The organism is Kineosporia sp. NBRC 101731, assembly GCF_030269305.1.
GTDB lineage: Bacteria > Actinomycetota > Actinomycetes > Actinomycetales > Kineosporiaceae > Kineosporia.
This window is the reverse complement of the sequence record NZ_BSTC01000006.1, coordinates 145,933-170,381: the sequence shown is the minus strand read 5'-3', so window position 1 is coordinate 170,381 and position 24,449 is coordinate 145,933. Positions and strand designations below refer to the sequence as shown.

Annotated in this window: 19 protein-coding genes, 7 tRNA genes and 1 riboswitch; of the genes, 15 read left to right on the top strand and 11 right to left on the bottom strand. The window is 67.7% G+C overall.

Annotation, left to right across the window (positions count from 1 at the left end; translation table 11 throughout):
* Positions 1-272: 272 nt before the first annotated feature.
* From QSK05_RS18645 to QSK05_RS18635, 3 genes are all read right to left on the bottom strand, one after another.
* Positions 273-2,168, bottom strand: a complete 1,896-nt coding sequence (locus QSK05_RS18645) for a DUF7380 domain-containing protein (protein WP_285598514.1) — start codon at positions 2,166-2,168, stop codon at positions 273-275.
* Positions 2,169-2,767: 599 nt separating this feature from the next.
* A tRNA-Val gene (locus QSK05_RS18640) sits at positions 2,768-2,839 on the bottom strand.
* Between the two features lie 188 nt (positions 2,840-3,027).
* Positions 3,028-3,525, bottom strand: a complete 498-nt coding sequence (locus tag QSK05_RS18635; RefSeq protein ID WP_285598513.1) for a TIGR02611 family protein — start codon at positions 3,523-3,525, stop codon at positions 3,028-3,030.
* A gap of 229 nt (positions 3,526-3,754) precedes the next feature.
* On the opposite strand from QSK05_RS18635, the gene QSK05_RS18630 reads away from it, so the two are divergent.
* The 8 genes from QSK05_RS18630 to QSK05_RS18595 all read left to right on the top strand — a co-directional run bounded on the left by QSK05_RS18630 (position 3,755) and on the right by QSK05_RS18595 (position 6,722).
* Entirely contained in the window at positions 3,755-4,165 is a 411-nt protein-coding gene (locus QSK05_RS18630) for an SsgA family sporulation/cell division regulator (protein ID WP_214155378.1), read from the top strand.
* A 366-nt stretch (positions 4,166-4,531) separates the two neighbouring features.
* Positions 4,532-4,604, top strand: a tRNA-Gly gene (locus QSK05_RS18625).
* 23 nt (positions 4,605-4,627) lie between these two features.
* Positions 4,628-4,698 (top strand) — tRNA-Cys (locus tag QSK05_RS18620).
* 24 nt (positions 4,699-4,722) lie between these two features.
* Positions 4,723-4,797: transfer RNA gene (locus QSK05_RS18615), tRNA-Val, on the top strand.
* Between the two features lie 762 nt (positions 4,798-5,559).
* Positions 5,560-5,632: transfer RNA gene (locus QSK05_RS18610), tRNA-Gly, on the top strand.
* 22 nt (positions 5,633-5,654) lie between these two features.
* Positions 5,655-5,728: transfer RNA gene (locus QSK05_RS18605), tRNA-Cys, on the top strand.
* Positions 5,729-5,749: 21 nt separating this feature from the next.
* Positions 5,750-5,824 (top strand) — tRNA-Val (locus QSK05_RS18600).
* Positions 5,825-6,026: 202 nt separating this feature from the next.
* A complete protein-coding gene (locus tag QSK05_RS18595) occupies positions 6,027-6,722 on the top strand; it encodes a TetR/AcrR family transcriptional regulator (protein WP_285598512.1) in 696 nt (231 codons plus the stop codon).
* A gap of 42 nt (positions 6,723-6,764) precedes the next feature.
* Here the strand turns inward: QSK05_RS18595 and QSK05_RS18590 are convergent, their stop codons facing one another.
* On the bottom strand, positions 6,765-9,209 hold the full coding sequence (locus QSK05_RS18590) for a pectinesterase family protein (protein WP_285598511.1): 2,445 nt from the start codon (positions 9,207-9,209) through the stop codon (positions 6,765-6,767).
* Between the two features lie 210 nt (positions 9,210-9,419).
* Between QSK05_RS18590 and QSK05_RS18585 the strand changes: the two genes are divergently transcribed.
* Positions 9,420-11,492 carry a sigma-70 family RNA polymerase sigma factor gene (locus tag QSK05_RS18585; RefSeq protein ID WP_285598510.1) on the top strand — a complete coding sequence of 691 codons (2,073 nt, stop codon included), beginning with the start codon at positions 9,420-9,422 and terminating at the stop codon, positions 11,490-11,492.
* On the opposite strand, the gene QSK05_RS18580 is transcribed toward QSK05_RS18585, so the two are convergent.
* Together QSK05_RS18580 and QSK05_RS18575 are read right to left on the bottom strand one after the other, a co-directional pair.
* Entirely contained in the window at positions 11,486-12,796 is a 1,311-nt protein-coding gene (locus QSK05_RS18580; RefSeq protein WP_285598509.1) for an aspartate aminotransferase family protein, read from the bottom strand. The genes QSK05_RS18585 and QSK05_RS18580 overlap by 7 nt on opposite strands.
* Before the next feature lie 14 nt (positions 12,797-12,810).
* Positions 12,811-13,440, bottom strand: a complete 630-nt coding sequence (locus QSK05_RS18575; RefSeq protein ID WP_285598508.1) for a TetR family transcriptional regulator — start codon at positions 13,438-13,440, stop codon at positions 12,811-12,813.
* A gap of 107 nt (positions 13,441-13,547) precedes the next feature.
* On the opposite strand from QSK05_RS18575, the gene QSK05_RS18570 reads away from it, so the two are divergent.
* The 3 genes from QSK05_RS18570 (at position 13,548) to QSK05_RS18560 (ending at position 16,695) form a co-directional block, all read left to right on the top strand.
* A complete protein-coding gene (locus QSK05_RS18570) occupies positions 13,548-15,011 on the top strand; it encodes an MDR family MFS transporter (RefSeq protein ID WP_285598507.1) in 1,464 nt (487 codons plus the stop codon).
* A gap of 70 nt (positions 15,012-15,081) precedes the next feature.
* Positions 15,082-15,465 carry a hypothetical protein gene (locus QSK05_RS18565; RefSeq protein WP_285598506.1) on the top strand — a complete coding sequence of 128 codons (384 nt, stop codon included), beginning with the start codon at positions 15,082-15,084 and terminating at the stop codon, positions 15,463-15,465.
* Positions 15,466-15,558: 93 nt separating this feature from the next.
* Positions 15,559-16,695 (top strand): amidohydrolase family protein, encoded by a 1,137-nt coding sequence (locus QSK05_RS18560; protein WP_285598505.1) that lies wholly within the window; start codon positions 15,559-15,561, stop codon positions 16,693-16,695.
* Positions 16,696-16,996: 301 nt separating this feature from the next.
* Here the strand turns inward: QSK05_RS18560 and QSK05_RS18555 are convergent, their stop codons facing one another.
* Positions 16,997-17,653 carry a hypothetical protein gene (locus tag QSK05_RS18555; protein ID WP_285598504.1) on the bottom strand — a complete coding sequence of 219 codons (657 nt, stop codon included), beginning with the start codon at positions 17,651-17,653 and terminating at the stop codon, positions 16,997-16,999.
* A gap of 329 nt (positions 17,654-17,982) precedes the next feature.
* Between QSK05_RS18555 and QSK05_RS18550 the strand changes: the two genes are divergently transcribed.
* The gene (locus QSK05_RS18550; RefSeq protein WP_285598503.1) at positions 17,983-18,351 is read left to right on the top strand and encodes a hypothetical protein; all 369 of its coding nucleotides are present in this window, start codon (positions 17,983-17,985) and stop codon (positions 18,349-18,351) included.
* An 84-nt stretch (positions 18,352-18,435) separates the two neighbouring features.
* Here the strand turns inward: QSK05_RS18550 and fgd are convergent, their stop codons facing one another.
* Together fgd and QSK05_RS18540 are read right to left on the bottom strand one after the other, a co-directional pair.
* Positions 18,436-19,440 (bottom strand): glucose-6-phosphate dehydrogenase (coenzyme-F420), encoded by a 1,005-nt coding sequence (gene fgd / locus QSK05_RS18545; RefSeq protein ID WP_352301761.1) that lies wholly within the window; start codon positions 19,438-19,440, stop codon positions 18,436-18,438.
* Between the two features lie 193 nt (positions 19,441-19,633).
* The gene (locus QSK05_RS18540) at positions 19,634-19,813 is read right to left on the bottom strand and encodes a hypothetical protein (RefSeq protein ID WP_285598501.1); all 180 of its coding nucleotides are present in this window, start codon (positions 19,811-19,813) and stop codon (positions 19,634-19,636) included.
* Between the two features lie 144 nt (positions 19,814-19,957).
* Here QSK05_RS18540 and QSK05_RS18535 point away from each other — a divergent pair, with 144 nt between their 5' ends.
* Positions 19,958-20,101 carry a hypothetical protein gene (locus tag QSK05_RS18535; RefSeq protein ID WP_285598500.1) on the top strand — a complete coding sequence of 48 codons (144 nt, stop codon included), beginning with the start codon at positions 19,958-19,960 and terminating at the stop codon, positions 20,099-20,101.
* Between the two features lie 152 nt (positions 20,102-20,253).
* Here QSK05_RS18535 and QSK05_RS18530 read toward each other — a convergent pair whose 3' ends face one another.
* The gene (locus QSK05_RS18530) at positions 20,254-20,844 is read right to left on the bottom strand and encodes a PH domain-containing protein (RefSeq protein WP_285598499.1); all 591 of its coding nucleotides are present in this window, start codon (positions 20,842-20,844) and stop codon (positions 20,254-20,256) included.
* A 123-nt stretch (positions 20,845-20,967) separates the two neighbouring features.
* Positions 20,968-21,180, top strand: a riboswitch (cobalamin riboswitch).
* 125 nt (positions 21,181-21,305) lie between these two features.
* Here QSK05_RS18530 and metE point away from each other — a divergent pair.
* Positions 21,306-23,603, top strand: a complete 2,298-nt coding sequence (metE, locus tag QSK05_RS18525) for a 5-methyltetrahydropteroyltriglutamate--homocysteine S-methyltransferase (protein ID WP_285598498.1) — start codon at positions 21,306-21,308, stop codon at positions 23,601-23,603.
* A 21-nt stretch (positions 23,604-23,624) separates the two neighbouring features.
* Here metE and QSK05_RS18520 read toward each other — a convergent pair whose 3' ends face one another.
* Positions 23,625-24,353: a TSUP family transporter gene (locus QSK05_RS18520; protein WP_285598497.1), complete on the bottom strand. Its 729-nt coding sequence runs from the start codon at positions 24,351-24,353 to the stop codon at positions 23,625-23,627.
* Between the last annotated feature and the right edge of the window lie 96 nt (positions 24,354-24,449).

Genomic DNA, 24,449 nt, shown 5'->3' with positions numbered 1-24,449 from the left:
TCTTGAGCACGCCGGCCTTCGATCGGGTGGCCATGGTTCTCCACCTATCTCATAGCCGGCAGTTGCACCTCGTCCTTCGGGAACGCGGACACACCTCCAGAACCACTCGGCTTCGCACAGCCGTTCTCGGTCGCCGCCCTCCCCCAGGCCTTCGCACTCCTCGCAGTCGCTCTCGCGCTCATCGCGGTGTTCGCGACACCCGACAGGCTCGGTCCACGTCCGCTCTCCCTCAGCCCAGAGGTAGCCCGGCGGCCGTCTGTCGGAGTGGAGCGTCAGCGGCTCCCGCGCAATCGCTGCCTTCTTGCGAGAATGCCGAAGTTCCAGGCCATCAACCTGTTCGAAACCTTCAGGAGAGCTTGGTCGGCGTATCGACGCAGACCGCTGAGCGGTATCCGAGTGTCCGGCTGAAGGATTACTCGCTTTCCGAGGTCGTCCGCCACCGGGCTGGCCATGATCAGAAGTGCGCCAGCCCGGAGTACGAGTGCCGCGTACTCCGGCACCGGATCGATCACGGCTCCGTGGGCGACGTCGTTACGCATGTTCACGCCGATCGGACCGAGAAGAAGCCATCTTAGGAACCATGCCCAGTCTTCATCGAAGGCAAGGCGCTCAAGTTCGGTCAATAGCCCGTACAAGCCGGGGAACTCGCCCTGCCCTTGGTCCTTTTGGACCCGATAGATGCCTTCGTCCAGCTCGATGAGCAGCCGCCGAGCGGCCGCCTCGATCTTCGGCATCACGACGGCGACTGCACTCTCGTTATCCCCGGACCAGAAATGGATCATCCCTTTGGCCAGGCTCCGGGCAAGTCGCGGATCGCCTGCACCGAGCCTGACGATAACGCTTGTCAGTTCTTCGATCGTGGGCGTGCCGTACTTGGCCGCCATTCGGCGTAGACCCTCAACCCACAGCCGAGAGTGGTTCTCAGCGAGCGTGCGCCCCATAAAAGCCATTTCGTGGCGGTCCTTCTCGGACTCCTCGGTAAGCGTCGCGCGAGGAAGACCACCTTCACCCAGGATCGTGGTGCTGAACAACCTCCGAAATGCGCTCTCTTGGGCCGTCTGGGCCGCGTAGTCACGCAAGCCGGCCACGGGCCCACTCGGAGGAGCCTCCTGAGTTATGAAGTATTCAAGCCCGGGTCGCCAATCGGCTCCGCGTGTGAACGAACTGAGGTAGGCCTCGACATCCAGGCGGGGAACTTCAGCGGTCGTGCTGACAGTTTGAAGGCCGAGTTCCTCGGCCGGAATGGCTTGCATCCTCGCAGTAATGGTCCTGGCTTCAGCGGTGAGCCCTCGCTCGGTGGCGATCCGAGCTGCCGCCTCAAGGCGGTGTAGGAGCACAGCCGGGCTTGTTGAGGCATCGGCGTCCCTCACCAAGCCGGCTACCTCATCGTGCGCGACAGCCGCGAGATCGGCAGGCGTACCCGCACTACCGAGAAGCTTACGGCGCATCGTGGCCACCCAGAGAACCAGGTCATCCCTTGAGTATCGGGATGCAAGATTCTCAAGGAGTTGGCGAGAGTACGCACGTAGAGGGGGGATACGAGACTTGTCCTTTGGCTTCTCGAGAAGTACTTCGATCAGTGGGTGGAAGACACCCGGGATCGTCGTCCCCTTCCCATCCCGGAGACCCTCCACACGGATCTGGATGGTATCCAGCGCCTTTCCCTCGAGCTCACGATCGCCAATCAGACGGCTGAGCGTCCATGCGCGCACGAGGTAGGTCGTCGTCTCGAGGCTGTCCTCCTCGTTCCCCACCGCCTGGAGGTACGCGTGGACGGCCCGTCGGGCGTAGTCTCCCACGCGCCCGTACTTGCGTAAGAAGAGCAAGTCACTCAGTCGGGCCACGGCGGCCGGCCGTGTGACCACGTCAACCAGTCGAGCCCACAGTTCGACCTCGCCGGGATCGACGTTCTTGATCTCGGGCAGTCCGCTATCGCCTTGGTTCTCCAGATCGGCTCGCACTTTGCCCAGCCGATCAAGCTGCAGCGGACGTGCGGCAATTCGAATCAGTGCATGAGCGCAGGCCTCGGTCGGAGGATCGGTCAGGTTCTTCAAGGCGCTTTGGACGGCCGACTCACCGAAGTAGTCGTAGACGAGTACTGCGAACGCCGCGTCCAGAACCTGGACGCCGTGTAGGACATCATGCTTGTCGAACGTGAAGTCGGTCATCGTGCCACTGCTGGCGACATCCGGGCTTGACGTTGATCCCGTGGCCTCTCCCGTCCGAGTCGCTTCCTGTTCTCCAGGCAAGGCCAGGGGGCGCGCCTTGGGATCCGAGGCGTCTGCTCTGCTCACCGTTCAATAATGTCAGTTCGGGTTAAAGACTTTCGCCTGATTTTGGCAGGCCAGGGCGGCAGCAGACGACGAGCGAGGAGCACGCCCCACCAGTGCCGCTGACGCAGGAGCTCGTCCAAGACAAGCACCTGGTCGCGGTCGGCCGCGCCTCCTGCTATTCCTGCACCCTGGTGCGCGGTCAACAGTCATTGATCGGGTGTGGGCCGGATCCTTCGAGCAAAGCCGTGAACGGGCGACGCCCCTCAACTTGAGTGACGTTGCTGAATCGCGGCAGACCGCCACCTCGGCTCCGAGCGACCGGCCCTGGGCAGCACGATGATGCCCCACCTTCTTGATGTGGCGAAGGACACAATTCCTTGGGGTTCGCCCAAGTGCGGTTGGGTCCGGCATCGTCTGCCCCCAATTTGCCCCCAATAGGCAAGAGGCTTGGCTCCCATTTCTGGGAACCGAGCCTCTGACCTGCATCTTTCGAGTGGGCGATACTGGGTTCGAACCAGTGACCCCTGCCGTGTGAAGGCAGTGCTCTACCACTGAGCTAATCGCCCGTACTCGTTCCGATCCGCCGCGAGCGGCTGACCGAACGAGAGAACTGTACCGAACCTTCCCCCGAACATCCCAATCGACTCCCCGCCGGGCCGGCCCGCCGAGGCGAACGGGCCGGCGTTCGCCGGCAGTCGGCAGCCAGTCGGCAGTCAGTCGGCCGCCAGTGGGCAGTCAGTGGGCAGTCAGCGGGTCAGACGAGCCCGGTCCACGCGGGCACCCAATCCCCGGGAATCCATCCGGGAAGACCGATGATCAGAAATGCGACCCAGAAGAAGGCGGCAACGAGCAAAGCCGTCCCCAAACCGACCAATGCACGGATATAGATCGGTTGGGTCATCAGCCACGCAGTCCAGGCAGATACCTGTTTCCGGGCGAATTGCTCCAATCGGGCAGCCCAGGTGAATTCGGTCGCCAGAACGGCTAAACCGACGAAGACGATCAACCAGCCCGGGCCGGGCAGAGGCACCAGGACGAGCCCGCCGACAACAATTGCCCCTCCGACGAGGCCCACCACGATCCGGTACACACGGTTAGTGGAGGACCGGCTCCTGACGGACTCCCGCCAGGCCCTCAAACGTCGCACCCAGACCCGCGGATCGAGATCCGCCTCGTCATCTTCTTGCTGGTCATGTCGGACTTCATCGGCTTCCCGGGCCGGCTTCAGCGGTCCGTCACCAGATCGGTTCACGAGTCCTGTTCCCCTGACGTAGAACGCAGCGTTGATTGCAGAGGGTGAGCAAAGCACCCGGTGGTATCAAGATCAACGAACACTAATTGAGATCACCACTCGGTTGGCGGGTTTCAGTTGGGGCCCGGCAGGGAAAGATGCCGTCGTAAGCCACCTGTGTGCCCCCCGAAACGGTGACGCGTAACCAAAGGTTCCGCGAATCATGAAGGGGCGAAGATGAGGGAGATCGATGCAGCCGCAAGTAGACGTTGAGGCGTCCGTTCAGCTGCGTCTTGTGGTCGCAGACGCCGATGCCGTGCCCCTGCCGGTGAGCCTGCGCTACGGCGCGTCCGACCCGTACGCAGTGCGGGCCGTGTTCTCCGGTGACGGCATGGAGGTCGAATGGGTCTTCGCCCGCGACCTGCTCCGCACCGGTCTCACCACGCCGATCGGCGACGGTGACGTTCATGTCTGGCCCTCCTGGGGTACCGGGCGTGAACTGGTCATGATCAGCCTGACCTCACCCGACGGTCAGGCCGTCCTGGAGGCCAGCGCGGACGATGTCCGCACCTTCCTCGACCGCACGGCAGCTGTTGTGCCGGACGGCGAGGAGAGCCTCTACCTGGATCTCGACGCCGCCGTCGCCCGGCTGCTGACCTGATCCACCCTCGGTACCTCCCCGCTCCACCTTCGCTCCAGCTGCTTCATCGGGCTCCACCCCCATGAACGTTGAACCGCGTTGGCCTGATCCGCACCCCGGCCGGCGATCCGGTGACCTCTCCCCCGTTGAGGTCGCCGGATCGCTCCGCGGGTTCGGTCCCGTCGGTCGGATGTCCGGTTTGCGTCCGAAAATGGTGGACGCAGAACACCTCCGATGTTGTGCACCGGCTTCCTGAGCACCTCGACGCCGGTCTGTTCACGGCCCGGACGCATCCGGTTGGACTTCGGGGATGCGTTTCGGCTAACTTACTCATGCACCGAACGGAACGGGACGGCCCGAAAGGCCAGAACGAACCGCCCGGGGCATGCGGACGTAGCTCAGTTGGTAGAGCATCACCTTGCCAAGGTGAGGGTCGCGAGTTCGAATCTCGTCGTCCGCTCGGAGGTTCACCAAGCCTCGCACGGTGGAGTGGCCGAGAGGCGAGGCAACGGACTGCAAATCCGTGTACACGGGTTCAAATCCCGTCTCCACCTCAAGCGCCTCGAAATCGCGCGCGAGGGCGATTAGCTCAGTGGGAGAGCGCTTCCTTGACACGGAAGAGGTCACTGGTTCAATCCCAGTATCGCCCACCATGTAATGCCAGGTCGGACTTCGGTCCGGACCTGGCATTCTGGTTTTGTGGGCCCCTGACCACGCGGCCGTCCTGACCACTCGACTGCACTGACCACCCGGTGCAGTGGCCACGCCTTCAGCGTGACGGTGCCGCACTCGCACCGCACCCTTCAATCTTTCGTGATCAGGCAATCGCTCAAGCCTCCGACCGGGGATGCGCTCTCACTCCCCCGGCGTTCCAGAACTCTCCCCCGAAGGACACCGCGGGCTGGGGACACTTTTCCTGATCACGAACAGGACGCCGGCCCTACCCGACCGGCGGACACACGGTCGCTCCCCCTGCCCGACCGGTGCGCGTGGCCCATGACCTCCTCGTCCGCGTCCCGGACGGCCGCGCCGGCGGACTGCTCGAACACCTATCGATCCACCGACAGCCCCGGAGACACCCGCGGCCCCGGCCACCCGGCCCGACGGCGCCCGGGGGGACACGACCCCACCGGTGGGCCCAGGCCGGCCGGGAACGAAGGGGAGCCGGCGGTGTGGGGCCGAACGGAGCCGGCCACGTCAGCGGGACCACCGACCGCACCACCATCAACCGGATCTTGACCTCGGTCCCGTAGGCCGGTGCGCTCCCACGGACGGCCGGGAACCCGCACATCCCCGATAAGCCCCTCTGCGCCCCACCTCCGGGCGTTCGGAGCACCCCTCGAAGTCTGCTAAGTTTATGGGGCACCGAACGGAGCGGGACGGCCCAACAGGCCGGAACGAACCGCCCGGGGCATGCGGACGTAGCTCAGTTGGTAGAGCATCACCTTGCCAAGGTGAGGGTCGCGAGTTCGAATCTCGTCGTCCGCTCGGAAAGTTCAGCAAACCTCACGGTGGAGTGGCCGAGAGGCGAGGCAACGGACTGCAAATCCGTGTACACGGGTTCAAATCCCGTCTCCACCTCCAGCACTTCTTGTACGTGCCTGAGGGCGATTAGCTCAGTGGGAGAGCGCTTCCTTGACACGGAAGAGGTCACTGGTTCAATCCCAGTATCGCCCACCATTTTTCATCAGAACGACCTCCTCCAGATCAGAAGCTCCCAGCTGATCTGGCTTTTTTGTTTTGCCCAGCCGAACAACCGCGTCCCCACTGCGCTTTCGAATCCGGCAGATCACCACCTGATCATTCACCCCGGGTCACCGATGCCCGATGGTCGCCGGGATCTGCCTTTTCGCGGCAAACCGGCCGGTCCTAGACTTATGGGGTGAGCGACGAGGTCCTGACCTGGCTGCCGCGGCAGGCCGAAGACGTCCGGCTGGGTCTGCGCGAGCGCAAGAAGCGCCAGATGCGCGCCCAGTTGTCCTCCGCCGCCACCCGCCTCTTCCTGGAACGGGGGTTCGACGAGGTCCGGGTGACCGAGATCGCCACCGCGTGCGGAGTTTCCGAGAAGACGGTGTTCAACTACTTCCCCAGCAAGGAAGCCCTGCTGCTCGAGCGGTTCGAGAGCACCCGCACCGCCCTGCGAACAGCGCTCGCCGACCCCGAGAACCCTCCGCTGGAATCGGCTCTGAGCGTGCTCGCCGCCGAACTGCAGGCCCTCACCGACTGGCTGGCCCAGCAGCCCGACCCACGCAGCGCGGTCGAGACCGTGCACCGGTTCCACGAACTCATCCGCAGTACCGCCGGTCTACGGGCCTACGAACTGGAGCGTGTCGAGCAACTCACCACCCTCACCACCGCGATCCTGGCGGACCGGGCCGGCCACTCCCCCGGGTCCCCGGAGGACGAGATCTGCGCAGTGGCCCTGACCGGCCTGTGGCGGGTGCACGCGACCAGCCGCACCCGCTGGCTGGCCGCGGGCGCGTCCCCGGGGCAGATCCAGCAGGGCGTCAGCGACGATGTGGCTCGGGCCGCCGCTGCGGTCCGGCCTGTTCTGGAACCGTTCACCTCTGATCGGTGAGGCTTCCGGGGGCAGACGACGGCCCGCCCCCGGAAGCAGAGGTCAGGAACCGATGTTCGCCTGCGGCCCGGCGTACTTCTTGACCAGTGAGGGCACGTCGGCCGCCGCGTCGAGGGTGTACTTGTAGTAGTCGGACGGCTTGAAGGTGGTGCCGACCGTCTGCTGCTTGCCCGTGCAGCTCACGCAGACGCTGCCGCTCTGGCTCACGGACGCGGTCGTGTCACCGGCGAAGTACGGGTCTTTCACCTTCTCGAAGTAGCTGTTCTCCACCACCATCTTCGTGGCGCCGCGGGCGTTGTTGCCGTACGAGGTCACGTTCTGCAGGTAGTTGTTGTAGAGGTGGGCCCGGGCCACGTTGTCGACGCTGGGGTTGCGCTGGTTCGAGGTGAAGATCCAGTTGTGGTGGATCGTGATCTTCGCCGTCGCGTTGTCGGTCCAGCCGATGCCGAACGTCTTGTTGTGGTCACCCATCGTGTTCCACGACACGGTCAGGTTGGTCGTGTCCTTACGGCTGTCGATCATGCCGTCGTTGATCTTCGTGAACGTGTTGTGGTCGATCCAGATGTGGTCGGCGGTGTCCATCTGGATGCCGTCGTAGTCGAACTCCTTGTCGTCCGGGTCGTCCGAGGTCATCTCGGTCTCACCGATCGTCAGGTTCCGCACGATCACGTTGTGGACGCCGGCCTTCAGGATGATGCCGCCATTGAGGATCTTCCCCGAGGTACCCACTCCCAGAAGGGTCTTGTTCGAGGTGACCGGGATCTCGTAGCCGTAGGTCGGGACCTTGATCGAGGCCGCGATCTTCACCACGTAGGGCGAGGTCGAGGTGCTGTACTTCACCAGGTCGTCGTACGTCTTCACGGTCACCGTGGTGCCCGCGGCGCCACCGGTGGTGCCGCCGTCGGTCGAGGCGAAGCCGTCAGCGGTGTTCGACCAGGTCTTCGCAGCAGAGGACGAGGTGGTCGCCGCCGCCGTCGTGGTGGACGTCGCGGTGGTGGTCACCGGGTTCCAGCTGTCCGATCCGGCCAGGTACTTCGCCGGCGTGTACTCGGCCGCCTGTGTGGCCGTCAGCTGCGGGCGGTTGCTGTTGGTCGTGGCCCCCGCTCCGGTGTTCCTGTACTCGAAGAAACGCGCGTTCTCCCAGGTGTTCCCGGACATGTCCGTCCACGGCTCGGCGGTCTTGACCGCGGCCGACAGGGTGGACTCCCGCACGACGACCTGGCCGTCGGCACCCCAAGGGCGCCCGAACTGCGTGGTGTTGTTCGTGGCCCCGGTGATGCTGGTCCGGTAGAGCAGGAAGCCGTACTTGTTCGCGGCGTCCGTCTTGGCCGCCGTCAGCGGGCCACCGGTGGAACGCTTCTCGTAGATGCTCGTGGAGTCGAACACGGCTGTGCCACCGCCGAAGATGAAGTCGACGGTGCCCTCGACGTACCCGCCCTTGAAGTAGGTGCGGCCCGAGTTGATCAGCAGGGTGTCCTGGTCACCGAGCACCCGCACGTTCGTGAACACGGCCCGGTCGGCATTCACGTTGAGCGCGACGGCCTGCTGCCCGCTGGTGCTGCTGCTCTCGTCGAAGTCGTTGGAGAACGTCAGGTTCGAGGCGGCGAAATCGGCGCCGTTGACGAACACCGTCGAGCTGCCGCTGGTGCCGTACGCACCGGCCGAGTGGTTGTTGACGATCAGCACGTCCTTGGCGGCCGAGCCGGTGCCCGTCAGGGTGATGTACGGCTTGGTCTTGGGCACCGTGACGATCTCGCGGTAGGTACCGGGCTTGATCGTGATGGTGACGCGGCTCTTGTTGCCCTCGCCCACCGCGTCGATCGCGGCCTGCACGGTCTTGTAGGTGCCGGTCCCGTCGGCGGCGACAGTGTTCTTGGCAGAGGACGAGGTGGTCGTCGTGGGTGCCGGGGTCGCCCCGGAACCGGAACCGGTGGTGGCGAGCGTCCACTGCATGCGGTTGTTCGTCGTGCAGGTGTCCTGCACGATCGCCGCGGCGGAGCTGGTGGAGCCGTCCTTCACGCTGACGCACAGCCCGGAGTTGACGTTCACCAGCTGGTGCCCGCTACCGCTGGTCTTCAGGGTCCACAGCTGGTTCGCCTGACCGGCCGAGCAGCCCCACTGCTGCAGCCGGGTACCGGCGGTCTTCGCGCCGCTGGGCACATCGACGCACTGGCTGCTGTTGGCGTTCTGGAGCCAGTACTGGCTCGAGCCCCGGTCGACGAGCTTGAACTGCTGCCAGGTGTCGCCGGTGCATCCCCACTGCTGCAGCTGGGCGCCGGCCGCCTTGGAGGCGCTCGGCACGTCGACGCACAGCGAACTCTTCGCGTTCACCAGCTCGTACGTGGTGCCGGCCACCGGGTTGGCGGCGTTGGACGGGAGCATCTGGCTGCCGATGATCACGGCGACCGCGGCCACGACCAGGCCACCGGTCAGGGCGGTATGGCGTTTCCTCAACAGGCGTAGCGGGTTGCGCGACGTTGCGGGCATGACAGGGATTTCCTCTCAGCGATGTGACGGGCTGACCGTTGTGACCGCCCCGGGCGGGCCGGCCTCAGGGGTAGTCGCCCGGGCGGAGGGCAGATAACACAAAGCGCGGTGAATACTTTGCGCGATCATCTCGTTACGGCCGTGTTTGCAGCCTTTACGAGTGCTGTGCCAGGATCAGCCGCCCCGAGGGGGCCCGGTGAAAGGCACACGATGACGAGCACAGGCTCCGGCGCCGGCACCGCCACCACCGATCTGGTGCTGCTGGCCCAGGCCGGCGACCGGGCGGCGCTCGACGAGCTCGTCACCACCCACCTGCCGCTGATCTACAACGTGGTCGGCCGGGCGCTGAACGGCGACAGTGATGTCGACGACCTGGTGCAGGACACCATGATGGGCATCATCCGGGGCCTGCCCGAGCTGCGGGAGCCCGGACGGTTCCGGTCCTGGGCCGTGACCATCGCCTACCGGCGTATGCAGGAGCACTACCGGCAGCGGTACCGGACGAGCTACCGCACCGTGTTCCGGCGGGTCGAGACCGACATCCCCGATCCGCAGGCCGACTTCGCCGAGCGCACCGTCTCCGAGCTGGCTCTGCAGGGCCAGCGCCGCGAGCTCGCCCAGGCCGCGCGCTGGCTGGAGACGGCCGACCGGCACCTGTTCTCGCTCTGGTGGCAGGAAGGTGCGGGTGAGCTGACCCGCGCCGAGCTGGCCCGGGCGATCGACGCCACACCCCAGCACACCGCTGTCCGGCTGCAACGGATGCGGCAGCGCCTCGACGGCACCCGGGGTCTGCTGCGGGCACTGAACGCCCGCCCGCGCTGTGCGGATCTCGATGACCTGGTGAAGACCTGGGACGGGCGCGCCGATTCCCGCTGGCGCAAGCGGCTGACCCGGCACACCCGCGACTGTGCGCAGTGCCGGCCGTACGCGCGCGATCTGGTGTCCGGCGAGTCGCTGCTGCAGGGAATCGGCCTGGTCGCCGTGCCGGCCCTGCTGCTGACGAAGCTCCCGGGCGCGGCGGCCGTGAACGTGGTTGCGGTGGGAAAGGTCTCGGCGCTGTTCAACAGTGTCGCGGGCAAGAGCGCGGCGGCGGTGGGTGCGGCGGTGATCACGCTGGGCGGGGTGACCTATCCGCTCTGGACCGGGCCCTCGTCACCCGCGCCGGTCGCGCCCGGCCTCTCCTCCCCCGCACCGAGCGCCACCGCACCGGCAACCGCTGTGCCGACAACGTCCATCATTCAAAGCCCGACCCCGACCCCGACGAGCACCCGCACCTACGCCGGGGTGAGCACCGCCGATCTGTATGTCGCGCCGAACGGTGACGACGCCGCGCGGGGTTCGCTGGCGCAGCCGTTCGCCACCCTGGAGAAGGCCGTGTCGGTGGTGCGACCGGGCCAGACGATCGCGCTGCGCCGGGGTGTCTACCGTTCGTCGCAGACGCTGCACATCGACACCTCCGGCACGTCGGAACGCCGGATCGTGCTCAGCGGGTACCGCGACGAACGACCGGTGCTCGATCTGTCAGGGCTGCCCCAGGACCAGTGGGGCATCGTGCAGACCGGGGACTTCTGGACGGTCCAGGGCCTGGAGATCACGAACGCCCCCAGTCACGCCTACATGTGCGAGTCCTGCCACGACAATGTCTTCCGGCGTCTGGACAGTCACGGCAACGGGGCGTCCGGGCTGATGTTGCGGGGCGCGGGCACATCCGGCAACAGCATCGTGAACAGCGATCTCCACGACAACCACGACGGTCTGGGGATCATGTACGGCGCTGGGACGGGCAACCGGATCTCGGGCGTGCGCACCTACCGCAACCAGGTGGAGGGCATCGATCTGGGCGGGTTCACCGGCCCGGTGTCGGTGCGGGGCACCTGGTCGTTCGGCAACGGCAACGGGTTCACGCTGGGCGGTGGAGGTACCGTCGTCGACGTCGCGCACGTGCTCACCGACAATGCGGCCTGGGACAACCGCGGGCTCGGGTTCAATGAGGAGGGCAACACCGGGGCGCTCGAACTCACGCGGAACACCGCCTACCGCAACGGGGTCGCGGGGTTCTGGCTGCCGGGATCCCCGGCCGTGCTGACCCGGAACCTGGCCGCGAAGAACCCGGACGACGCGTTCTCCGCAAGCGCCCGGCAGGTGGACAACGACTGGACGGCTACTGGTTTCGCGTCCCTGGACCCGGCGGGTGCGGAGGCGGGCCGCCGCCGTGACGGTTCGCTGCCCCGCACCCGTTTCCTGGTTCCCTCCGTCGCGCGGGGCGCCCGGATGAACTACTGAATATTTTCGGAAAGCACCCACTGAAGGGCGTCTTCCAGGATGTCGACGCCCCGGTGCAGGTCGTCCTCGGCGATCGTCAGCGGTGGCGCGATCCGAAAGATCCCGCCCATGCCCGGTAGCTGCACGATGTTCATGTGCAGCCCCCGATCCAGGCAGGCGGTGGTCACGGCCGCGCCGAGCCGGTCGGCGGGGGCCTTGCTCTGCCGGTCGGTGACCAGCTCGATGCCCTGCAGCAGGCCCCGGCCGCGCACGTCGCCGATCACTCCGTATTTCTCGCGGAGCGCGGAAAGTCTCTCACCCAGCGCGTTCCCGAGCGTTGCGGCCCGTTCCACCAGACCGTCGCGCTCGATCACGTCGATCACCGTCAGCGCCACCGTGGCAGCCAGCGGGTCGGAGACGTGAGTGGTGAAGAAGAGGAACCCCTTGTCGTGGCAGACCTCTTCGATCTGGGTGGAGGTCATCACCACGGCCACCGGCAGGCCCGCTCCCAGGGTCTTCGACAGGGTGAGAAGGTCGGGCACGACGGCGTCTCGCTGAAAGGCGTACATGGTGCCGGTCCGGCCCAGGCCGGTCTGTGCCTCGTCGAGGATCAGCAGCATCCCGCGCGCCCGGCAGTGCTGCTTCAGGCGGGCCAGGTAGCCGGGCGGCAGTTCGATGATGCCGCCCGAGGAGAGGATCGGCTCGACCAGGCAGGCCGCCAGACTGCCGGCCGACTGCTGGTCGATCAGCTGGAAACCGTAGTCCAGCTCGGCTTCCCAGTCGTACGAACCGTCGGGGTGACGGAATGGCGAGCGGTAGGCGTTCGGCGTCGGCAGCACCAGGTTGCCCGGCACCGGCGGCCCGTACCCGTGGCGCCCGGCCGAGAAGGTGGCCGACGCCGCGCCCGAGGTCATGCCGTGCCACGAGCGGTCGAAGGAGACGATCTCGTACCGGCCCGTGAACAGCTTGGCCATCTTGATCGCGGCCTCGTTCGACTCCGCGCCGGTGGTCAGCAGCAGCATGCGGTCCAGATCGGTGGGCAGGGATCCGGCCAGGCGGGCGCCGAGCTCGACCACCGGCCGGCTCAGCATGCCCGAGTAGAGGTGGGTGAGCGTGCCGGCGGCCTCGCGGATCGCCGCCACCACGTCCGGATGGGCATGACCGAGCACGGCACTCATCTGCCCGGAGGTGAAGTCGAGAATCGCCCGGCCCTGCGCGTCGTACACGCACGACCCGGCGGCGGACTCGATGATTCGCGGGGTGAAACTGCCGCCGTAGCGGATGAGGTGGTTCTCGGCCAGCTTCCAGAACTGATCGTCGTCCATGCGGATACATGGAATCAGAGGGGGGCGTGTTCGCCCAGGGCCTGACGCATCTGGGCGCGGCACCGGGCGTAGGTCCCGAGGAGGTCGACGGGACGGCCGGCCTCCACCGAGTCGGCCCAGGTGTCCAGGGCGATGCGGACCGAGACCGCGGCGACCTCGGTGAGGACCCGGGCGCGGATCCCGTCGGGTTCACCCGTCAGCCGGGTCAGGCGCGCGATCAGGTCGTGCTGCCGTTCCTCGTCGAGGCTGGCCGCGGACATCCGCAGGGTGGGCTCGGTGCGCATGAGCCGGCGGACCCGCAGGAGCTGACGACCGGGTTCGCTGTCCCCGTCCTCGAAGGCCTTCAGTACCTCACCCCAGAGGGCCTCTAGCTGTGGCAGCAGGGGCTCCTCCCCCCGCATGGTGGAAAGCATCCCGTCGACCCGGTCCTCCAGGTCACGGTGCGGTACGAGCGCCGCCCGCTCCTTGGTGGCGAAGTACCGGAAGAAGGTGCGTGGTGAGACCCCGGCCAGACGCGCGATCTCGTCGACCGTCGTGTGATCGATGCCCTGCTTCTCGAAGAGCGTGAGCGCGACCTCACCGATCTCCCGCTCGGTCTGGGCTCGCCGCCGATCGCGGAGTGGTGCCTGATCCCCGTTGTGCACAGAACCACTGTAGAGGAATGCATTCACTTGGTGCCGCGTTGGCAGTCGCTGCCATACTGGCTGACAGTTGCACGGGGGACCGCAGCACGAATCGAAAGGCATCGGACGTGAGCACCGAGTCAACGATCGACACCACGGGCCCCGGCGAGGTGAGCGACGGTCCCGGCGTCCGCACCGGCCCCCTCATCGCGCTCCTGGTCTGCGCGGCCTTCGTCGTGATCCTGAACGAGACGATCATGGGTGTCGCCCTGCCCGACCTGATGATCGAGTTCTCCGTCCCGGCCACCACCGCCCAGTGGCTCACGACGGCCTTCCTGCTGACCATGGCCATCGTCATCCCGATCAGCGGCTGGCTACTGACCCGGCTGCCGTTGCGCACCGTCTTCGTCATCGCCATGGGCAGTTTCGCTGTGGGGACGCTCCTGGCGGGTCTCGCCCCGGTGTTCGGTGTGCTGGTGGTGGCCCGGGTGGTGCAGGCCGTCGGCACCGCCCTGATGATGCCCCTGCTGATGACGACCATCCTCAACGTGGTGCCCGCCGAGCGCCGCGGCCGGATGATGGGCATCGTCTCCATCGTCATCTCGGTGGCCCCGGCCATCGGCCCGACCATCTCCGGCGTGGTGCTCGACCAGCTGAGCTGGCGCTGGATGTTCTGGCTGGTGCTCCCGATCGCACTCATCGCCCTGGTCGCCGGCGCGATCAAGGTGCGGAACGTGACCGAGCCGACCCAGGCACCGCTCGACGTGATCTCGGTGGTGCTGTCCGCCTTCGCCTTCGGCGGCCTCATCTACGGTCTGAGCAGTATCGGCGAGTCGGCCACCGGCCACACCCCGGTACCGCCCTGGATACCGCTCGTCGTGGGCACTCTCGCGCTCGCGACGTTCATCTGGCGCCAGCTCGGCCTGGGGTCGCGAGCGCTGCTCGACCTGCGGGCCTTCTCCACCCCGACCTTCTCGGTGGCCGTGCTGCTCGTCGCCGTCAGCATGATGGCGCTGTTCGGCACGCTCATCCTGCTGCCGATCTACCTGCAGACCGCGCTGGGCCTCTCCACCCTGGCCACCGGCCTGATGCTGCTGCCCGGAGGTCTGGTCATGGGTCTGCTCGCACCGGTCGTGGGTGGACTGTTCGACCGGCTGGGCCCGCGGCCGCTGGTCGCCCCCGGTGCCTTCGCGACCTGCCTGGCCCTGTGGGGCATGACCACGTTCGGCACCGGCACCGGACAGGGCACCGTGATCGCCGCCCACGTGCTGCTCAGCGCCGGGCTGGCCTTCATGTTCACGCCGCTGCTGACCAGCGCCCTGGGATCGCTGCCGCACGAGCTCTACTCGCACGGCAGCGCGATCGTCGGCACCGTGCAGCAGGTGGCCGGGGCCGCCGGCACGGCCCTGTTCGTCACGGTGATGACCCGCACCTCCGCCGCCTCGGCGAAGGACGGCGCCGAGGAGATGACCAGCGTGGCCGACGGCGTGCACGCGGCGCTGATGTGGGGCGGCATCATCTCCGCCACCGCCGTGGTGCTGGCATTGTTCGTGCGCCGGCCCCGTCCGGTGGTGGTGCCGGAAGCGCTCTGATCCCTTCCGACGCGCCCGTACCACCCGCGGATGGTGGACGGGCGCGTCGGCGTTTTGCACACTTGCGCGCATGACGCGTTCAGGACCGGCCCAGGGTTTCTCGCTGTGCAACCCGGACAACGACCGGCCGTCCGACCTACCGCGGCTGTTGCGGCGACTGGCCGACCGCCTCGACGACCTCGACCTGGACCCGGTGGAGATCCTCGACATGACCGTGCACCAGGAGACCACCGGTGACGGCCCGCGCTGGTGGGCGACCGTCTACTTCTCCACCGAGGGCCCCGACTCCGTCGACCTCACCTCCGCCGATCTCACCGAAACGGCCGACCTCTTCAGCAGCGCCGAGCTGCGCGAGCACACCGACCGGGCCGACCAAGCCGACCAGGCCGACCCCATAGCCCGGGCCGGCCGGCCGGTGCGGGCCGCCCAGCCCGTGACCGACCGGATCAGCTGACCCATGCCTCCCACCAACCCCGTGTTCACACCCCACCCCCCGACCACACCTGACCCCCCGACCACACCCGGTCCCCTGGCTACGACCGACGGCTTGGCCACGACCGACGACCTGCGCGCCGCGATCAACCGCATCCGGCTCGTCGATCATCATGTGCACAGCGTGGTGGGCGAGAACCTCACCGAGGATGAGCTCGAGGTCGCCCTCACCGAGGCCTATCTGCCCCCGGCCCGCCCCGCCACGGTGTTCGACTCGCAGCTGGGTTTCGCCGTGCGCAACTGGTGCGCCCCGCTGCTCGACCTGCCCGCGTTCGCCTCCCCCGCCGCCTACGTCGCCCGCCGTACCGAGCTCGGCCCGGACGAGGTGAACCGGCGTTTCCTGACCGCCGCCGGGGCGAGCGACCTGCTGGTCGACATCGGATACACCGGCGATCGCCTGATTCCCGACGCCGAGCTGGCCCGGCTGAGTGATACCCGCGTACGGACGTTGTTGCGCCTGGAGTCGGTCGCTGAACGCTGGGTCTCCTCGGACCTGGAAGGGCTGGCCTCGCTGGACGCCCTTCTGCGGGAATCAGCCTCGTCCGCCGTGGGATTCAAGAGTGTGGCGGCCTACCGGGGCGGACTGCGACTTCCCGCCGAACCGCCGGCCGCGCAGGATGTCGAGACCGCCCTGCGAGACTGGCGGGACATCGTCCGCACGCAGGACACCCCACCCCGCCTGACCGACCGGACGATTCAGCGGCACCTCATCTGGTGGGCCCTGCGCGACGGCCGGCCCCTGCAGTTCCACACCGGTTTCGGCGATCCCGACCTGCTGCTGCGCGACAGCGATCCGCTGGCGTTGCAAGACCTTCTGGTGCGGGCGGCCGACCTCGGTGGCCCGGTCGTGCTGCTGCACACCTATCCGTTCGTGCGGCAGGCCGGCTATCTCGCGGCCGTGCTCCCTCACGTCTACTTCGATGTCGGGCTGACCTCGAACCACATCGGCACCTCGGCCGTCACCGCCGTGCGGGAGGCCTTGGAACTGGCCCCCTTCGGCAAGCTCCTCTACTCCAGCGACGGCATCGGTCTACCAGAACTGACCTTCCTCGGGGCCCGGCAGTGGCGCACGGCCACGACCGCCGTACTGACCGAGAACATGCGCGAGCACGGCTGGCCGGCCGGGGAATGCCTGCGCGTCGCCGAGCTCATCGGGCACGGCAACGCCCGGGCGATCTACGGACTGGACTGACGACCGGACCCTGAACTCCCTCAAACTACCTGACGTGCCGCCCACCTAGAATGATGACGTCGTTCTGGGGGTTGAGACGAATGCCCTGCTGGCAGAGGCCGGGTACGGGGTGAGCAGGTGCGTCCCAGACGATCCGCCCTGCCCGGGATGCCCTGCAAGGCTAAGAACTGATCTTGCCCGGAGGAACCGGCCGTGCGGCGGTTGGGCGGAACCTTTCGATGCCCCGTGAGAAGCGGTCCCAGCCGAACGCCCCGGCCCGCCGACGCTCAGCTCAGGACCGGGACGTTCGGCGGATCTGCTCTCAGGCCGCCGCCCGGGCCTCCCACAGGCTCGTGAACGCCTCGGCCTCGGAGCGCACATAGGCGTTCAGCATGCGCACGTCACGTGTGCGGCTGAGGGCGAAACCCGTGGTACCCGAACGCACGTCGATAATGCGGGGGGTGGCGTCACAGCCGATCGCACGCAGGGCATCGCCCATGATGACCAAGGCGCCGTCGGCCGTGGACTGAGTCAGGCGATTGGCCTTGAGGTGCAGGAACCAGGCCTCCAGCAAACCGTTACGACGTTCGACCAGGAGGTGCGGTGACACGGTGACCCGTAGGTCGCCGTGCCGCCAGGCGCCGGTCGGGGCCACGAAGACGTTCACCGGGCCCACCCGGCGGCGCACCTTGAGCATGCCCTCCTGGATCTCGGCGTAGTGCGTGGCCTGCCCCCGGCACCGCCGGTCGGTCTCGGAGCGGTCCTGCGCGCGGGTGACGGCGACGTCAAGCTCGTAGCGCAGCCGGTCACGCCGCAGGCCGGTGGCGATCGCCGTGACGATCGGGTCGTAGTAGCGCCACGGATGGCGCGTCGGGTCTTCGTACATGGCCCGCAGTTGCGCGGGCACACGCCCGCGCTGGGCCCCCGGTGTACTGATGAACGCAATGATTGACGGAAGCGACGTCTTGATCTCGGACATCCCCAGGCCCCTGTCTCCCAGTCCTTCAAACTACGTCCATCTTACCGCAAAATCGAACATTTGTTCGAAGAATTTCCCCCCAAAGCCGCCGGAAACGTCATCAGTCGGGCCCCTGACCTGCATAATTCACAGCCAGTTCCACCACGGACACCTTGAGTCGCAGCTACCCTCGAACAGCCGATCGTTTACCTGGCCGAACTGCCGAAGGTGACACCAGAGAGTCATCTCGCAGCCGGACCCTGTTCTGGATCGGCTGGTGTTTCCGCACCACGGAACCGCAACCGCGCTCCACCAGCCCCGACCGCGACGGCCGGAAGGAAGAGGAATACGTGTCCAACATCGACACCATTCTGAAGGAAGCCATGCAGATCGACGGGGCCATCGGCGTCGCTCTCGTGGACCACACCAGCGGCATGACACTCGGTCAGGCCGGGGGCAACACCCTGAACCTCGAAGTGGCGGCGGCCGGTAACACCGAAGTCGTGCGGGCCAAGCTGCGCACCATGGACGCCCTGCGCCTGCGCGAGAACATCGAGGACATCCTGATCACGCTGGACACCCAGTACCACCTGATCCGCCTGATCACCGACAAGTCCGGCGCCGGCCTGTTCCTCTACCTGGCCCTGGACAAGCAGCGCTCGAACCTGGCGATGGCCCGGCACAAGCTGGCCAACCTCGAGCGCACCATCGAGATCTGAGCTCCCCCCGACATCTGAGCTCCCCACGACACAGCGAACCGGCCGGGGTGTACCCCGGCCGGTTCGCTGTGGGTGCCGCGTCGATCAGATCTTGCGCAACAGCGGCACGACGTCCTGGGTGAACTGGGTGAGGAAGCGCTCCTGGTCGTGGCCGGGGGCGTGGAACACCAGGTGGGTGAACCCGGCGTCGGTGTAGTTCTTCACCGCGGCCACCACCTCGTTCGGGTCGGAGGCCACGATCCAGCGCTTGGCCACCTGCTCGATCGGTAGTTCGTCAGCCAGGCGGGCCATCTCGACCGGGTCGTGCACCGACGCCTTCTGATCCGCAGAGAGCGACAGCGGCGCCCAGAACCGGGTGTTCTCCAGGGCCTGGGCCGGGTCCTCGTCGAAGCTCAGCTTGATCTCGATGGTCTTGTCGATGGCCTCGAAAGGCCGCTGCGACGCCTCCAGCCCCTCCTTCAGGGCCGGCAGCAAGGTCTCCTCGTAGAGACCCATGCCCTTGCCCGAGGTGCAGATGTACCCGTCGCCCGCGCGCCCGGCGTACTTGGTCACACCCGGCCCGCCGCCGGCGATGTAGATCGGCACCGGCTGCTCGGGCCGGTCGTACACGGTGGCGTCGTGCAGGCGGTAGTACTCGCCCTCGAACGTCACGCGTTCTTCCGACCACAACTGCTTGATCAGGCGCACCGCCTCGCGCAGGCGGGCGAAGCGCTCGCGGGTCTCCGGGAAGTTCACCCCTACGGCCGTCTCGTTCAGGGCCTCACCGGTACCGATGCCCAGGATCGCCCGGCCCGGGGCCAGACAGCCCAGGGTGGCGAACGCCTGGGCGATCACGGCCGGGTTGTAGCGCAGGGTGGGCGTGAGCACACTCGTGCCCAGCTGGACCCGCTGCGTCCGGGCCGCCACCCAGGGCAGCCACACCAGGGCCGAGGGAGCATGCCCGTCGACGTGCCGCCACGGCTGGAAGTGGTCGGAGATCCACACCGAGTCCAGGCCCTGGTCCTCGGCCTGCACGGCGAAGTCCGCCAGCTGACCGGGAGCGAACTGCTCTGCCGATGCCTTGTAACCGAGCTTCACGCGTGACCTCACTCTTTCTGTTCAAAGAATCTTCTTCGTCAACCTAGATCGCGCCCCGGGCGCCTTCAACCCGTCGGGCCTGATGCCGATGCCACATCTCGTACGGCAATTCAGTCTGGGGGAACCTGGGGGATCCTGAGGGATCCGCACGATCGGTGACGTGGCGCCGGCGCCGGCCGGTGCGTCCGGGCAACTCGAGCACAGGTCACCGCCCGGGCAGCTCAGGGCCACCCCGGGCCACCCAGACCACCGGGCCACCGGGCCACCGGGCCACCGGGCCTATCCAGCCCATCGAGGACGTCCCGCACCGCGTGTAGACCCTCAAGGTCGATACCGGCGGATCGATCGGTGCCATCAGCAAGGAGGCCGGGACGATCTCGCGCATCATCCAGTGCGGTGGCCACCGACGTTCGCCGACAGTCCTTCATTCGTGGTCATGCAATCCCGCAGCCCCGAGGGAGGCCGGGAGATGCCCCCACTTCGCCGGGGAAGGTTTGCATGATCACGAACGGGAAGGTGCCCAACCTTCGTGGTCACCGCACTGGTCCCGCACCACGATCGCCCTCGCGATCGAGCAGAGTGCCACCATCGCGGGATGAACCGCAGCGTCACCGAGGCCGGCACCGATGAGGTGTCGCGCAATATCCGCGCGGCGGCAATATCGGCGGGTTGACCGAGGCCATGGCCGATCAGGCCGCGGCCAATCAGCCCGCCAACAGTCAGCCCGCCAACAGTCAGCCCGCGATCAGGCCGACCCGGCCCGGATGTGCGCCCACCTCAGCGGATCAGGACCGGGTTTCCGGCGGTGATCCGTGAGGTGCGAACTCAGTCCTTGCGCCGCCACCAGGCGTCTTCGGGCTCCGTCACCGGCACCCGGGAACTACGCGTGCCCTTGGTCAGGCGCGGCTCGCCCGGGGCGAAGATCAGCTGCGAGATCTGCTGGTAGTGCAGGTCGGAGTCGGGAATGTAGTTGATGGTGCTCAGCGCCTGGTCCTGACCGGCGGACTCCATCACGAACTTGCCGTAGCCGAAGACCTGACCCGTCACCGTGCGGTCGTACCGCATGTCGGTGACCTTGCCCATCGGCATGATGTCGACCTTGCGGGTGACGATGCCGTGCACCAGCATCAGCCGCTTGTCGGTCGCCACGACCAGCTCGTACCACCACTCCCAGGCCACCAGGATCAGGCGGGAGAGCAGCAGCAGCCAGCCCACCGTCAGGATGGTCGACACCGGCTCACCGACCAGACCACCCACCACGGCCAGCAGCAGCAGACCGAGCATCGTCGTCAGGAACGGCTCGGCGAGCACCACCCAGTGCCGGCGCAGGAGGAAGACGATCTCCTCGCTCGGAACCAGATAGCGATCCAGTTCCTTGGGCACCCCCGGCCCGTACCTCTCAGAAAACCCAGCCATGTAGCGGACCATAAGTCGTTTTGACGGCTTACACACCCCTTGTTGCCATGCGGGTACATTCTGCTTCCCGCCCGGAGGGCAAGAAGGAGGGACGCGGGTGGGCACCGAACCCTGCGGCCCGCCTATAGTCGCCTGGTTGCTGGTTCGTCGTGCCCGCCAGGTACGCCGTCGTAAGAGGGAACCCGGTGCGATTCCGGGACTGCCCCGCAGCGGTGAGCGGGAACGACCGCCGTCATGAGCACTGGGCGCGAGAGCGTCCGGGAAGCGACGGCCAGTAGGTACGCCGGAAGGCGTGTGCCCGCGAGTCCGAAGACCTGCCAGTGACGCCGTGGGCCGTCGGCCCGCGGGTGACCGGTGGGCCTCGTGGGCGGGCTTCGGCGGACCTCCACCCCGATCAGGGGTGTCGCTCCGTGCTGCCTGGAGAGCCATCGGTCGTGACCGAGCTCGCGAGGAGAGAGCACGTGACCCGTACGAGATTCCCGGGCGGCCCCCTGCCCGCCACCGTCCTCGGCCATCCCCGGATCGGCCGCAACCGCGCGATGAAGAAGGCGATCGAGGCCTACTGGCGCGGTGAGCTGAGCGGCTACAACCTCGAGCGCACCGTGGTGGCGCAGCGCCGGGAGGTCTTCGAGACCCTGCAGGCCGCCGGCCTGACCGACGTCCCCTGCAACGACTTCTCGCTCTACGACCAGGTGCTCGACACCATCTGCCTGGTCGGGGCGGTGCCGGAGCGGCACCGGGCGGTGACCGACGGCCTGGAGCGCTACTTCGCGATGGCCCGGGGCACGGCCGGCGTGGCCCCGCTGGAGATGACGAAGTGGTTCGACACGAACTACCACTACCTGGTGCCGGAACTGCGCCCCGACACCACCTTCACGCTCGACCTGAGCAAGCCGCGCCGCGAGTACCAGCAGGCCCGCACGCTGGGCCTGGACGCCCGGCCGGTACTCGTGGGACCGGTGACCTTTCTGCGGCTGGCCAAGCCGGCACCCGGTGTGGACCCGGACTTCGACCCGATGTCGTTGCTCGAGGAGCTGCTGCCCGTCTACGAACAGGCCCTCACCGAGCTCGCGGCCGAGGGGGTCTCGTGGGTGCAACTGGACGAGCCGGTGCTGGCGCAGGACCAGCCGCCGACGGTGCTCGACGCCCTCGCCACCGCGATCGACCGGCTCGGCACCCTCGAGAACCGGCCGAAGCTGCTGCTGGCTACCTATTTCGGGGTGGTGCGAGAGGCGATGCCGCTGCTGCGGGACGCCCCGGTCGAGGGGATCGCACTGGATCTCACCGGCCCGGGGGCCGCGAACGTCGGGGAACTCGACGCCGTGGGTGGCCTGCCCGGCAAGCGCCTGGTGGCCGGGGTGGTGGACGGCCGCAACGTCTGGGCCGCCGACCTGCGTCGGCAGCTCGGGCTGCTGACCACGCTGTCCGGCCTGGCCGACGAGATCGTGGTCTCGTCGTCCTGCTCCCTCCTGCACGTCCCCCTCGACGTGAGCCTCGAGACCGATCTGGCGCCCGACGTCCGCAGCTGGTTCGCCTTCGCCCGCCAGAAGCTCGACGAAGTGGTGCTGCTGGCCCGCGGCATCACGGCCGGCCCGGCGACGATCGCGGACGAGCTGGACCGCAACCAGCAGGTTCTCGAGAACCGCCGGGCCTCGGCGATGACGAACGACCCCCGGGTGCGCGAGCGCGCCGCGCAGGTGTCGGCCGCCGACGCGCAACGGGCCCACCCTTACCCGGAACGGGCTGCCCGGCAGGCGGAACGGCTGAACCTGCCGGATCTGCCCACCACCACGATCGGCTCGTTCCCGCAGACCCGGGCGCTGCGCCGGGCCCGGGCCAACTGGCGTCGCGGCGAACTGTCCCGCCCGGACTACGAGCAGCGGATGCGCGCCGAGGTCGAGCACGTCATCCGCCTGCAGGAGACGCTGGGTCTGGACGTGCTGGTGCACGGTGAGCCCGAGCGCAACGACATGGTGCAGTACTTCGCCGAGCAGCTGGCGGGTTTCGTGTCCACCCGGCACGGGTGGGTGCAGTCGTACGGGACCCGCTACGTGCGTCCGCCGGTGATCGTGGGTGACGTCTCGCGCCCGGAACCGATGACGGTGGCCTGGACCTCGTACGCCCAGTCGCTCACCGACCGGCCGGTGAAGGGCATGCTGACCGGGCCGGTGACGATGTTGCGCTGGTCGTTCGTGCGCGACGACCTGCCCCCGGCGCAGACCGCCCGGCAGGTGGCCCTGGCCCTGCGCGACGAGGTCGCCGATCTGGAGGCCGCCGGCACCGCCGTGATCCAGGTGGACGAGCCGGCCCTGCGGGAAGGACTGCCCTTGCGGGCGTCCGAGCGGGACGACTACCTGCGCTGGGCCACGGAGGCGTTCCGGCTGGCGACGGGCGGGGTGCGCGACGACACCCAGGTGCACACCCACATGTGCTACGCCGAGTTCGGCGAGATCCTCGCGGCCGTGATGGATCTCGACACCGACGTGATCAGCGTGGAAGCCGCCCGGTCGCACATGTCGATCGCCGCGGACCTGTCCGGCGCCGGCTACCCCTCGGGGGTCGGGCCGGGGGTGTACGACATCCACTCGCCGCGGGTGCCCGGCCGTGAGGAGATCACCGGGTTGCTGCTCCGGGCGCTGGATCACGTGCCGGCCGGCCGCCTGTGGGTGAACCCGGACTGCGGCCTCAAGACCCGCGACGAGACGGAGGTGAAGGCATCGCTGGCCCATCTGGTGGCAGCGGCGAAGAGCCTGCGGTGAAACCGGTTCGGGTGAGAGCGGTCAGCTGAGAGCCGTCACCAGCAGCATGGTCCCGCCGGTCGCCGCGATGATCAGGGTGATCCATCGCACCACGGCCGGCGGGACCCGGTGCACGAACGGCAGGGACGCAGCTGTACCCACCCCCAGACCCACTGCCGACCAGGCCATCTCGCCCAGGTCGGCGGTACCGGGCAGGCCCAGGGCGATCAGGGTGAGCAGGTTGAGAGGCAGGGAGTAGGCCTGGAGGGTGGCGCTGGTCTGTGCGGGAGGCCAGCGCCGCGCCGCCGCGAACAGCGCCACCGGCGGCCCCGCCGCCCCCGCGAGCACGTTGAGTGACCCGCTGAGACCACCGGCGACGACCGGGCCGGAGCGGCCATCGAAGAAGGGCAGGCGCCGCCCCGCCGCGGTCACGGCGGTGGCGGCCAGGATCGCCAGGCCCGCCACGACATTGAGCGCCGGGCCGCTGAGCTGTCCCTTCACCGCGATCATCAGCGGGATCGCGAGCGCGGCCGGAATCAGCAGGAGAAGGGCGTCTTTCGGCCGGACCTGACCCGGCATCCGGAGCAACACGGCGAGGTTCAGCACCACCGACAGGATCAGCACGGTGCGCACCCCCGGATCATGACCGAGCGTCACGATCACCAACGGCGACACGACGAGGGCGAAGCCGACGCCGGAGAGCACCTGGCAGACCGAACCGGCCGCGACGACGAGCGCGACCACCAGCCCGGTGCCGGAGATGGACAGCATCGCAACAGCATTCCGCATCCGCTCCGAGGAAGGGGATCCGGGGTTGAGGTGGACCGGATTTCCCGATTCCGGCCACAGCGCGTTCACCGCCGGGCC

What these genes read in the sequence shown, in the direction of transcription:
- QSK05_RS18645 (WP_285598514.1), bottom strand. Translation starts at nt 2,168, where the DNA reads ATGACCGACTTCACGTTCGACAAGCATGATGTCCTACACGGCGTCCAG.
- QSK05_RS18630 (WP_214155378.1), top strand. Translation starts at nt 3,755, where the DNA reads ATGCAGCCGCAAGTAGACGTTGAGGCGTCCGTTCAGCTGCGTCTTGTG.
- QSK05_RS18590 (WP_285598511.1), bottom strand. Translation starts at nt 9,209, where the DNA reads ATGCCCGCAACGTCGCGCAACCCGCTACGCCTGTTGAGGAAACGCCAT.
- QSK05_RS18585 (WP_285598510.1), top strand. Translation starts at nt 9,420, where the DNA reads ATGACGAGCACAGGCTCCGGCGCCGGCACCGCCACCACCGATCTGGTG.
- QSK05_RS18580 (WP_285598509.1), bottom strand. Translation starts at nt 12,796, where the DNA reads ATGGACGACGATCAGTTCTGGAAGCTGGCCGAGAACCACCTCATCCGC.
- QSK05_RS18565 (WP_285598506.1), top strand. Translation starts at nt 15,082, where the DNA reads ATGACGCGTTCAGGACCGGCCCAGGGTTTCTCGCTGTGCAACCCGGAC.
- QSK05_RS18555 (WP_285598504.1), bottom strand. Translation starts at nt 17,653, where the DNA reads ATGTCCGAGATCAAGACGTCGCTTCCGTCAATCATTGCGTTCATCAGT.
- QSK05_RS18540 (WP_285598501.1), bottom strand. Translation starts at nt 19,813, where the DNA reads ATGCGCGAGATCGTCCCGGCCTCCTTGCTGATGGCACCGATCGATCCG.
- QSK05_RS18530 (WP_285598499.1), bottom strand. Translation starts at nt 20,844, where the DNA reads ATGGCTGGGTTTTCTGAGAGGTACGGGCCGGGGGTGCCCAAGGAACTG.
- QSK05_RS18520 (WP_285598497.1), bottom strand. Translation starts at nt 24,353, where the DNA reads ATGCTGTCCATCTCCGGCACCGGGCTGGTGGTCGCGCTCGTCGTCGCG.